The sequence below is a fragment of the Streptomyces capparidis genome, from assembly GCF_054782095.1.
The window spans coordinates 1-10,238 of sequence record NZ_BAAGTD010000106.1; the positions used below are offsets into that span (position 1 = coordinate 1).

At 76.8% G+C, this 10,238-nt stretch carries 10 protein-coding genes and 1 pseudogene; 8 read left to right on the top strand and 3 right to left on the bottom strand.

What is annotated here, in order from left to right:
• Positions 1 to 216, top strand: a pseudogene (locus ACYVO2_RS36830) (hypothetical protein); the annotation flags it as partial.
• A 229-nt stretch (positions 217 to 445) separates the two neighbouring features.
• Positions 446 to 838, top strand: a complete 393-nt coding sequence (locus tag ACYVO2_RS36835; protein ID WP_461012491.1) for a VOC family protein — start codon at positions 446 to 448, stop codon at positions 836 to 838.
• Positions 839 to 955: 117 nt separating this feature from the next.
• On the opposite strand, the gene ACYVO2_RS36840 is transcribed toward ACYVO2_RS36835, so the two are convergent.
• Complete coding sequence (locus ACYVO2_RS36840) at positions 956 to 1,288, bottom strand: ArsR/SmtB family transcription factor (protein WP_461012499.1); 333 nt, start codon at positions 1,286 to 1,288, stop codon at positions 956 to 958.
• 194 nt (positions 1,289 to 1,482) lie between these two features.
• Between ACYVO2_RS36840 and ACYVO2_RS36845 the strand changes: the two genes are divergently transcribed.
• The 3 genes from ACYVO2_RS36845 (at position 1,483) to ACYVO2_RS36855 (ending at position 4,607) form a co-directional block, all read left to right on the top strand.
• Positions 1,483 to 2,481: a zinc-dependent alcohol dehydrogenase family protein gene (locus tag ACYVO2_RS36845; RefSeq protein WP_461012492.1), complete on the top strand. Its 999-nt coding sequence runs from the start codon at positions 1,483 to 1,485 to the stop codon at positions 2,479 to 2,481.
• 159 nt (positions 2,482 to 2,640) lie between these two features.
• A complete protein-coding gene (locus ACYVO2_RS36850; RefSeq protein ID WP_461012493.1) occupies positions 2,641 to 4,002 on the top strand; it encodes a M14 family zinc carboxypeptidase in 1,362 nt (453 codons plus the stop codon).
• A complete protein-coding gene (locus tag ACYVO2_RS36855) occupies positions 3,999 to 4,607 on the top strand; it encodes a TetR/AcrR family transcriptional regulator (RefSeq protein WP_461012494.1) in 609 nt (202 codons plus the stop codon). Before ACYVO2_RS36850 ends, ACYVO2_RS36855 begins: the two co-directional genes overlap by 4 nt.
• Before the next feature lie 64 nt (positions 4,608 to 4,671).
• Here the strand turns inward: ACYVO2_RS36855 and ACYVO2_RS36860 are convergent, their stop codons facing one another.
• Entirely contained in the window at positions 4,672 to 6,042 is a 1,371-nt protein-coding gene (locus ACYVO2_RS36860; RefSeq protein ID WP_461012495.1) for a cytochrome P450, read from the bottom strand.
• Positions 6,043 to 6,530: 488 nt separating this feature from the next.
• Here ACYVO2_RS36860 and ACYVO2_RS36865 point away from each other — a divergent pair, with 488 nt between their 5' ends.
• The 3 genes from ACYVO2_RS36865 (at position 6,531) to ACYVO2_RS36875 (ending at position 9,166) form a co-directional block, all read left to right on the top strand.
• Entirely contained in the window at positions 6,531 to 7,439 is a 909-nt protein-coding gene (locus ACYVO2_RS36865; protein ID WP_461012496.1) for a helix-turn-helix transcriptional regulator, read from the top strand.
• 64 nt (positions 7,440 to 7,503) lie between these two features.
• Positions 7,504 to 8,349, top strand: a complete 846-nt coding sequence (locus tag ACYVO2_RS36870) for a dioxygenase family protein (protein ID WP_461012497.1) — start codon at positions 7,504 to 7,506, stop codon at positions 8,347 to 8,349.
• A 244-nt stretch (positions 8,350 to 8,593) separates the two neighbouring features.
• Positions 8,594 to 9,166, top strand: a complete 573-nt coding sequence (locus ACYVO2_RS36875; protein ID WP_461012498.1) for a nuclear transport factor 2 family protein — start codon at positions 8,594 to 8,596, stop codon at positions 9,164 to 9,166.
• A 16-nt stretch (positions 9,167 to 9,182) separates the two neighbouring features.
• Here the strand turns inward: ACYVO2_RS36875 and ACYVO2_RS36880 are convergent, their stop codons facing one another.
• Positions 9,183 to 10,142, bottom strand: a complete 960-nt coding sequence (locus tag ACYVO2_RS36880) for an AraC family transcriptional regulator (protein WP_461012500.1) — start codon at positions 10,140 to 10,142, stop codon at positions 9,183 to 9,185.
• Between the last annotated feature and the right edge of the window lie 96 nt (positions 10,143 to 10,238).

A 10,238-nucleotide genomic window follows, 5' to 3' on the forward strand; every position in this document is an offset into this window, starting at 1 on the left:
GCCGACATCGCCAACCAGACCCTCGGCCCCTCCTTCCGCGGCCACGTCGAGCAGGCCCTCCTGGAGGGCGCCACCCCCGCCCAGATCCGCGCCGTCGTCCGCTTCACCAGCGAATTCGCCTGCCTCAAAACCGCCAACGCCCTCCGCGCCCTCGACGAGATCCTCGCCATCGCCGAAACCCACGGCCGCACCACCACACTCGCCACCGCCGCCTGATCCCACCACCACACACGAACCACCGCTCAACCCCCCGGGGCGCACCCACCACAGGGTGCGCCCCCGAGCATCCCCAGCCCTCCCCCGGCCGACCGAGGTACTAGGACTCATCTCCGAGGCTCAGGGGGACTCGGGCCCGAGGCGGGTGGGGCGGGGGCGGCCTACCGTGGAGGGTGCCCGGCGTCCACGTCGGGAGCAGGTTCCAGGTGTGCAGGAGGGAGTCCGCACGATGGCCGTGGATCTGAACCACACGATCGTCCAAGCCCGGAACAAGGAGGTGTCGGCGCGGTTCCTCGCCGATCTGCTCGGTCTCGAGGTGCACCCGCAGTTCGGGCCGTTCGTGCCGGTGGAGACGGACAACGGCGTCACGCTCGACTACATGGACGCCGCCCCGGAGGACATCGTCCCGCAGCACTTCGCGTTCCTGGTGTCGGAGGAGGAGTTCGACGTGATCTTCGGCCGGATCCGGGCGGCGGGGCTGGCCTACTGGGCGGACCCATACCACCACCGCCCGAACGAGATCAACCGCAACGACGGGGGACGCGGCGCGTACTTCGAGGACCCGGACGGCCACAACATGGAGATCCTGACCCGGCCGTACGGCAGCGGCTCCGCCACCTGACGGGCGGCGGAGCTCCCCGACGCGTGGCGCCACGAGGCCGCCCGCACGCCCGTGCCGCCCCATGCCGCGGAGCCCGCGCGGCGGGCGTGAGCCGGCCCCGTCAGAGCCGCGGGCGGGTCAGGCCCGGGGGTGCTCGGCCACCAGGGCGCGGAGGAGGCCGGGGAACGCCTCGTCGATCTCGTCGCGGCGCAGGGCGTTCATGCGCGAGGTGCCGACGTAGTACTGGCGGATGAGGCCGGCCTCGCGCAGCACGTGGAAGTGGTGGGTGGCGGTGGACTTGCCGACCGGCAGGTCGAACGAGCCGCAGGCGATGTCCTGCCCGGAGGCGTACAGGTCGGCGACGATCCGGCGGCGCACCGGGTCGACCAGGGCTTCGAGGACCTGCTGAAGGCCGATCGTGGCGATGTCCGGGTGGGGCGGGACGCGGTCCCTTCCGCTGCTGCGTGTCATCGTCATCGGCTGCCGGCCTCCTTCCTCGCACATCGTACGACATCCGTCGAACTACGATCGCCACGGACGTACGGCGCCCATCGAAGTACGACTGCCGTCGAAGTTTGACAGCAGTCGTACTTTGCGTTTGGGTGGGGTGCGGCGGCGCCGGGGCGGTGTCGCCGTCCAGTGATCCGAAGAGGGGGAGGTCCGTGATGGCCAGGACGGTGCGGTTCCACGAGCTCGGTGGGCCTGAGGTGCTGCGGCTGGAGGACGTGGAGGTCGGCGAACCCGGCCCCGGGGAACTGGCGGTGCGGGTGGACGCGATCGGCCTCAACCGGGCCGAGGTGCTGTTCCGCAGCGGTCACTACATCGAGCCGGTCAAGCGGTTCCCCGGCCGGCTCGGCACCGAGGCGGCGGGGGTCGTCGAGGCGGTCGGCGCGGGGGTGGCGGGGTTCCGGGTCGGCCTGCCGGTCAGCGTGGTGCCCGCCTTCTCGATGAACGACTACGGCGTCTACGCCGAGCGCGCGATCGTCCCCGCCGCCGCGGTGCTGCCCCGCCCCGACGGGCTCGACGCGGTCGGCGGCGCGGCGGTGTGGATGCCGTACCTGACGGCGTACGGGGCGCTGGTGGAGGTCGGCGGGATGCGGGCCGGGGACACGGTGGTGCTGACCGCCGCCTCGAGCAGCGTGGGCCTGGCCGCGATCCAGGTCGCCCACCGCGTCGGGGCGGTGCCCGTCGCCACCACCCGCAGCGGGGCCAAGAAGAAGGCGCTGCTCGAGGCGGGGGCGGCGGAGGTGATCACGACCGACGAGGAGGACGTCGTGGAGCGCGTGCTCGCCCTGACCGGCGGGCGGGGCGCCGAGTTCGTCTTCGACGCCGTCGCCGGTCCCGGCGTGGTGGACCTGGCCAAGGTGGTCGCCCCCGGCGGCACGCTCCTGCTGTACGGAGCGCTGAGCGGCGCGGCCACCCCCTACCCGGGGTTCGAACTCGGCATGCCCGCGCTGAACATGCGCACCTACACGCTGTACGAGACGACCACCGACCGGGAGCGGCTGCGCCGCGGCGAGGCGTTCGTGTCGTCCGGGCTGCGCAGCGGCGCGTTCCGGCCGACCGTGGACCGCGTGTTCGCACTGGAGGAGATGGCCGAGGCGCACCGCTACATGGAGGCGGGCGCACAGGTCGGCAAGATCGTGGTCACCGTCGACCACTGACCGGCGCGGGGGTGGGGTCCTCGCGGCCGGGGCGCCTTCGGGCCGTGGGCGGGCGGCGGCGTCGAGCGCGGGGCGGCAGGGAGCGGTGTCGGCGTGGCGCGGTTTCGCGTACCGTAATCGTGATTACTGGAATAATGACGATTATCGGAAGGCGCCGACGTGGCAGTCGTCCACCCCCTCACCGAGCCGCCGCCCGTCGAGCGGTTCCCCACGGTCGACGGGCTCGGCGCGCAGGTCGCCAGGCTCGCGGAGGAGTTCCCCGGCGTGTGCCGGCTGCGCCGCATCGGGACGTCCCGGCTGGGTGAGCCGCTGCGGATGCTGTCCGTGGGGCACGGCCCCGAGCACGCGCTCGTCGTCGGCGGCCCGCACCCGAACGAGCCCGTCGGCCTGCTGACGCTGCCGCACCTGGCCCGGCTCGTCGCCGCCGACCCCGCGCTGCGCGACGACGCCGGGTACACCTGGCACTTCATCCCCTGCATCGACCCGGACGCCACCCGGCTCAACGAGGACTGGTTCGGCGGCCCATTCACCGTCCGGCACTACCACGCGCACTTCTACCGGCCCGCCTTCGCCGACCAGCCCGAATGGACCTTCCCCGCGCCGGACGAGGACGCCTGGTTCGACCGGATGCTGCCGGAGACGCAGGCCCTGGCCCGGGTCATCGACGAGCTGCGCCCCCGGTTCCAGTACTCGCTGCACAACGCCGACTTCGGCGGGGTGTTCTTCGTCCTCAGCCGCGATGTGCCCGGCGCGGCCCGGGACCTGGGCGTCGTCGCCCGGGCCGAGGGGGTGCCGCTCTCGCTGGGGCCGGTGGACACCCTCGGCTGGCCCGAGGCGGGACCGGCGGTGTACCTGATGCCCGCCGCCCGGCAACTGGCCGCGGCCCGCGCGGACGGCTCCGGCGGCGCCCGCTTCGGGGGTTCCAGCGCCCACTACGGGCAGCGCCACGGCACCCTCACCCTGATCACCGAGGTGCCCCTGTGGCACGACCCCCGCGCGAGCGACCCGTCCGGCAGCGGCCGCCCCCACCCGGAGGTCGCGGCCGCGACCGCGCGGCGGTTGCGGGCCGACACCGGGCGGCTGCGCGAGCTGCACGAGCGGGTACTGCCGCTGCTGGCCGTCCCCTCCCCCATGCGCGCGGCCGTCGCCGACACCCTCGACCAGAGCGCCGCCGCGGCCTGCGCCTACGAGGCCGTCGCCGCGGCCCCGGCCGGGCGGGAGGCGACCGTCGCCGAGGACTTCGCGGCCCGCAGCGTGACGCACATGCTGCGGCTGAGGGCCGCGGGGATGCTCCGCCGCCAGTTGGGCCTGGAGCAGGCCGCCGGCAACCGGCCGCCGGCGTTGCGCGCCGCCGCGGAAGAGGCCGGCGCCCTGTTCGACTCCTGGTGCACCGCGGCCGAGCGGGAGCTGCGGGCCGAGCCCTTCCCGCCGCGCCGGCTGGTCGCCGTGCAGACCGGCGCGGCCCTGGCGATGTTCCGGCGCCTGACCGGGGCGGGCGGGCCCGGCGGGGGCGAGGGGTGAAGCGCTCCGAGACCCGGCGGCGCAACCGCGCGGCCCTCGTCGAGGCGGCGCTGGCCGAGACCGCGGCGCACGGCTGGACGGCGGCGCGCCTGGAGGACATCGCCGCCCGCGCCGGCCTGACCACGGGCGCGGTGTACTCCCTCTTCGGCAGCAAGCGCGAGCTGCTGCTCGCCGCTGTCGCCCATCTGACGGAGCAACTGCGGGCCGGCCTGGCGGAGCTCGTCGCCAGGGAGGAGCTGACCCTGGAGCAGGCGCTGCGCGCCCACGCCAGCCTGATGCACCGGCTCGCCGTCGCCGGGCCCGCCGCCCGGTGGTACGCGCTGGAGGTGGAGGCGGCGGCACTCGCCCCGCGCGACCCGGGCCTGGCGGCGGTCCTCGCCGGGCACGCGGAGGCGATCGACGGCCTGGTGCGGCGTCTGCTGACCGGCCGCGCCGCCGGCCCCGCCGCCACCCCCACCACGCCGGGGCAGGCGGCGCGCCTGGCGCCCGCGGTCCGGGCGCTGGCCACGGGGCTGGCCCGGCAGGCGCTCGCCGACCCGGCCGCCGTCACGGAGGACTACGCCGCCGACGCCGCGGCCGCGCTTGCCCGGCTCGTCGAGGACTGACCGGACGGGGCGGCGCGAGCCGGGTGCTCCCCCGCCGCGCGGCCGGGCGCGGCGGGTCGGGCCGTCAGCCGGAGGAGGGCGGCGCGGCGGTGCGGACCGTCGCGTGGAGCGGGGCGGAGGGCTGGAGGAAGGGGCCGGACAGGGGCCGGGCCGCGTCGGACTCGAAGTCCAAGTGGAAGCGCTGGGCCTGCGCGGCCAGCACCAGGACGGCCTCGACCTGCGCGAACCGCGCGCCGAGGCAGGCGCGCGGCCCCGACCCGAAGGGGAACCACGCCTGGTCGGTGAGGGGTTCGGGGGCGTCCCAGCGCTCGGGGCGGAAGGCCAGCGGGTCCGGGAACCAGCGCGGGTCGCGGTGGGTGGACCAGGGGCTGCACCACACCAGGGACTCGGCGGCGAACCGGACGCCGTCCACCTCGGTGTCCCGCAGGGGCGTCATCACCAGCGTCCAGAACGGCGGGTACAGCCGCAGGCCCTCCTTGACGACCTTCCGGGTCCAGGGCAGGCGGTCGTAGTCGTCGTGGGTGGGGGTGCGGCCGGCGAGCACCCGGTCCAGTTCCTCGGTCAGGCGGAGGCGGGCCCGCGGGGTGCGGGAGAGCGCCAGCCAGGTCCAGGTCAGTGCGGCGGCGGTGGTCTCGTGGCCGCCGATCCACAGGGCGACGGCCTCGTCGCGCGCCTCGGCCGGGGTCATGGCCCGCCCCTGCTCGTCGCGGGATTCGAGCAGGGCGTCCAGCACGGTGCCGCCGCCGGCTCCCCGGTCCGGGCGGGCGCGGCGCCGCCGGATGAGCTCGTCGAGGGTGGCGTCGATGGTCCTTCGGGCGGTGAGCAGGCGCTGCCGGGAGGGGGTGCGCACCCATCCGGGCAGGAGCAGGCCGACGCCGCCGCGGACCTGCGCGGCGAGTTCCCGCTGGAGGGCGGCCATGGCCCGGTGCAGGACGTCGGCGTTCATCTCGGGGGCGTCCCCGAACAGGGTGCGGGCCACGATCTGCCCGGTGACGCGGGTCATCTCCCGCTGCACGTCGATGCGGTCCCCGTCCGACCAGGAGGCCGCGTGCTCGGCGGCGCAGGCGCTCATGGTGGCGGCGAACTCCCGCACATGGCGGGGGCGCACCACCGGCTGGACGGTGGCGCGCTTGCGGCGCCACTCCTCGCCGCGGGCGATGCCGACGCTGCCCCGGGCGATCTGGTGCACGGGCCAGCCCATGTCGGCCGGTTCGAACAGGTCGCCGGCGCGGCTGAGCACGGCGGCGATCCGCCGGGGGTGGGACAGCAGCACGCAGGGCCGCGGTCCCAGGGACCAGGTCACCACGTCCCCGTGGTCCTCGCGCAGTCGGACCAGGAACTCCTGCGGGTTGCGGCCGAAGGTGATCAGGTTGCCCAGGAGCGGCATGCCCCGGGGGCCCGCGGCCGGTTGCGCCGGGGCGGCGGGTGCGGTCATGACGTGAACCTTTCGCGGGGCGCCGGGCGGGCCGCCGGGGCGGGGCGGAGCCGGGCCGGCGGGTGCGCGGCGGCCCCGCCGGCGCGCTCACCCCCATCCCCCACGGACACCTCCCCCGGCGCGATCGGCGGTGCGCGGAACGAGCGGTCGGGTCACCAGAAAAACCGTTTGGCGCACCGCGCGCGAGGAGGCGGGCCCGCGCGTCCCGGTGAACCTCCGAACCCCCGACCGGCCCGGCGCGCACCCGCGCCGGGACTGCGGTTCGGCGGCCGTCACCATGTCGCGCGGGACGACGCGGCGACGGGCCGCGGCGACGGTGAGGTCCCGGACCCGGGTGCCGGGCCCGGGTGCCGGGCCCGGCCGTCGGGGCGCCGCCGGGGGCGGGCGCCGTGCCGTTCCGGTGGGGCGGGGCGCGGGCTACCGTGGCGGCGGTGCGCCCATTGGTCCGGACCAGGGCGCCGTCCTGCTGCGGAAAGGGTGTGACGCCGATGTCCCGCGCCCCTGTGCCCCTGCACGACTTGGAGGTGCCCGCCCCGCACGTCCTGCCGTTCGCCATCGGGTCGTTCGACACCATCGGGCCGCTGTCCCGGGCGGAGTTCCCGCACCGGCACACCTTCCACGAGATCGCCTACGTCACCGGCGGCAGCGGCGCCCACGTGGTGGACCTGGAGCGGTGGCCGCTCGCCCCGCCGAACCTGGCCGTCGTGGTGCCGGGCCGGATCCACCGCTGGGAGCGGGTGAGAGGTCTGGCGGGGTGGGTGGTGCTGTTCACCGAGGACTTCCTGGTCGCGCACCCCGAGGACCGGGACGCCCTCCAGGTGCTCGCGGAACGGCCGTGGCTGTGCCCGGACGAGCGGGAGGCGGCGGGGGTGCGGGCCGTGCTGGCCGAGATGGAGCGCGAGTACCGGGCGGGGGCCGCGGGCTTCGTCGGGGTGCTCCAGGCGTATCTGCACATCCTGCTGGTGCGGGCCCGCCGGCTGCCCGGCGCCGCCGCCTCCGGGGCGGCGGACGGCCGGGCCGATTCGGTGGCGCGCCGGTTCTCCCGGCTGCTGTCCGGCCCCGGCCGGCCCGTGGCCGGGCTCACCGTGCGCGCGTGCGCGGCCCGGGTCGGCGTGTCGCCCGGCCACCTCAACGACGCGGTCAGGCGCGCCACCGGGCACACCCCGGGGCATCTGCTGCGCCAGGCGCGGGCGCGGGAGGCGAAGCGGCTGCTGGCCGCCACCGATCTGCCGGTCAACCGGATCGCCCGGCTGTCCGGCTTCGCCGATCCCGCGTACTTCTGCCGGTTCTTCAGACGGGAGACCGGCACCAGCCCCGGGGCGTTCCGCCGGGCCGCCCGCGCCGAGCACCATGACGCCGTTGTCCTGTCCATCGACCACTTCGGGCCGCCCGCATAGGGTCGTGCATGTCCTCGCGGCCGGCCGCGGCATCCCCCCTTTCCCGTTCCCTGGAGGGACCGCGATGCGAGAAGAGCACGGCACTCCCGACGACGGCGGCGCCGCCGAAGGCGCCCCGGACAGGCCGGGCGGCATCAGCCGCAAGGGCCTGCTCAAGGCGGCGCTGGTGGCCGCCCCGCTCCCCCTGGTGGTGGGCGCGGCGCCCCCGGTGGCCCGCGGGGCCGCCGAGGGCGGCGGCCCCGCCGCGCCGCCCGCCCTCACCCCGTCGTGCGACGACGGGGACGGGCCGACGCACCCCCAGATCGAGGGCCCGTACTTCAAGCCCGACTCGCCCGAGCGGGTCTCGCTGCTGGAGCCGGGCGCGCAGGGCACCCGGCTGACGGTCTCCGGGTACGTGTTCGGACTGGCCTGCCGCCCCCTGTCCCGGGTGCTGCTGGACTTCTGGCAGGCCGACGCGAACGGCGCCTACGACAACGCCGGGTACCGGTTGCGCGGGCACCAGTTCACCGACGCGCGGGGCGCGTACCGCCTGACCACGATCGTGCCCGGCCTGTACCCGGGCCGCACCCGCCACCTGCACGTCAAGGCGCAGGCGCCGGGCCGTCCCGTGCTCACCACCCAGCTCTACTTCCCCGGCGAGCCGCGCAACAGCACCGACGCGCTGTTCGACCCGGCGCTGCTGATGACGGTGCGCACCGCGGGCTCCGGGCTGGAGGCCGTGTTCGACTTCGTGCTCGACGTCCCGCAGACCCCCGACGACCCGCCCGGCGGCACCTGGCGGCCGGGGACGGTCTACGCCGCCGGGGCGGTCGTCACCTACGCGGGCCGCGGCTACCGGTGCCTCCAGTCGCACACCGCGGCGGTCGGCTGGGAGCCGCCGAACATCCCGGCCCTGTGGCGGGCGGTCTGACGGCCGTTCACCGGGGGCGAGCGGAAGGGCACCGGGCTCGCGGGGGCGCCCCGACGGGCCCGGTGTCCTCCCGGGGGCCGCGGGGACGCCCCCGGGGGCCGGCGCGCGGCCCCCGGGCGGCGCCCGTGTCGATCGATGCCTCGGGCGTATGGCAGCAGGCATTGGACCGGGTCGGCTCCGGCTGGTTGCGTGAAGGGGCGCGCGCACGGCGCGGAGATTCCGGTGAGCACGAGGGGAGACCCCGGTGGGTGAACGAGTGGACGGCGGCGCCGTCGGTCAGGGCGGCGCGGTGGGCAGGGGCACCCTGCTGCGGGGCGCGGGTCTCGGGGTGGCGGGGGTGGCCGCCGCGATGCTCGCCGGGGAGCGGACCGCCGCGGCGGCGGGCACGGGCCGGGAGCATCCCAACGTGGCGCTGATCCGCCGCTACTACCAGGCGTACGGCACCGGCGACCTGAACGCGCTCAGGCCGTTCTTCGCCGCGGACATCCGCTGGACGATCCCGGGCCACCATCCCCTGGCGGGCACGAAGAAGGGCGTCGAGGAGGTGCTGGCGTTCTTCCGCGAGCTGGGGCGCGCCGGGTTCCGGGCGGAGACGCTGTGCGTGGCGGCCGACGGGGACTGGGTGGTCGATCTGCACCGGGGCTGGAGCACGGCGCCCGCGGGACTGGACATCCTGTGGACGCTGGCCTTCCGCATCCGCGGGCAGCGGATCGTGGAGGCCGTCAACTTCCCCGGGGACCAGCACGCGGCGGACGCGTTCTTCTGGCGGGTGTATCCGCTCGCCCCCCTGCCCGACCGGCTGGCGCAGGGCGGATGAGGCCGCGGGGCGGGGGTCATCCGGCGGCCTCCGCCCGCTCCCGCCACCGGCGGCGGTAGCCGCCCGCGGCCTGGCCGTACTCGCGTTTGAAGGCATTGGCGAACGCGAACTGCGAGGAGTAGCCGACGCGGGCCGCGACGGCGGCGAGCGGCGCGTCGGTCTCGCGCAGCATCCGGGCCGCCGCGGCCAGCCGCCACCGGGTCAGATAGGTGAGCGGCGGCTGCCCGACCAGCGCGGTGAACCGGCGGGCGAACGCCGCCCGGGACAGCCCGGCGACCTCGGCCAGTTGCGCCACCGTCCACGGCCGCGCCGGGTCCCGGTGCATGGAGCGCAGCGCCGCCGCCACCGCCGGGTCGGCCGGCTCTGCGGGCAGCCCGTGCCCGGGACCGCGGGCCGCGCGTTGGTCCGCGTAGGCGCGGATCATGTGGACGAGGAGCAGGTCGAGCAGCGCGGCGCGGGCGGCGCCCGAGCCGGGGCCCGGCTCCGCCGCGCTCTGCCCCAGCAGGTCCACGGCGGCGCGCAGCGCGGGGCGGCCGCCGACCGTGGCGGGCAGGTGCACCACGTCGGGCAGTCGCGCGAGCAGCGGGTGGGTGACGTCCCGGTCGAGCTCGTAGGCGCCGCACAGCAGGTCCACCGGCGCGGGAGCGGCGGGGTCGGCGGCGTCCCGGCCGTCGGGCGGTCGCGGGGTGTGCGGGGTCGGTTCGGGGCAGCCGGGCGGGATTCCGGCGAGCGTCGTCACGGAGGGGTCGGCCAGGCCGTGCTCGGCGCCGCGCGGCAGCAGCACCACGTCGCCGGGGCCGAGGGCGACGGGCGGCCCGTCCGGGAGCAGCAGTCGGCAGCGGCCGCGCAGCACCACGTGGAACCCGGCGCCGGGGACGGGCCCGTGCCGCTCGCTCCACCGCCCGGTCCGCCGCGCGCGGGCGGTCCGCGGCGCCCCGGTGCGCAGCAGGGCGATGGCGTCGCTGAGCACGTCCATCCGCGGATGGTAGCGCGGCGCCCCCGGCGCGGGCCGCCCGCCCGCGGGGCGGGCGGCGGCGGGCGCGGGCCCGGTGGTGCGCGGGGCGCGCGGGAG

Coding starts and splice junctions, on each gene's coding strand:
- ACYVO2_RS36870 (WP_461012497.1), top strand. CDS start 7,504: ATGCGAGAAGAGCACGGCACTCCCGACGACGGCGGCGCCGCCGAAGGC.
- ACYVO2_RS36840 (WP_461012499.1), bottom strand. CDS start 1,288: ATGACACGCAGCAGCGGAAGGGACCGCGTCCCGCCCCACCCGGACATC.
- ACYVO2_RS36835 (WP_461012491.1), top strand. CDS start 446: ATGGCCGTGGATCTGAACCACACGATCGTCCAAGCCCGGAACAAGGAG.
- ACYVO2_RS36860 (WP_461012495.1), bottom strand. CDS start 6,042: ATGACCGCACCCGCCGCCCCGGCGCAACCGGCCGCGGGCCCCCGGGGC.
- ACYVO2_RS36865 (WP_461012496.1), top strand. CDS start 6,531: ATGTCCCGCGCCCCTGTGCCCCTGCACGACTTGGAGGTGCCCGCCCCG.
- ACYVO2_RS36880 (WP_461012500.1), bottom strand. CDS start 10,142: ATGGACGTGCTCAGCGACGCCATCGCCCTGCTGCGCACCGGGGCGCCG.
- ACYVO2_RS36845 (WP_461012492.1), top strand. CDS start 1,483: ATGGCCAGGACGGTGCGGTTCCACGAGCTCGGTGGGCCTGAGGTGCTG.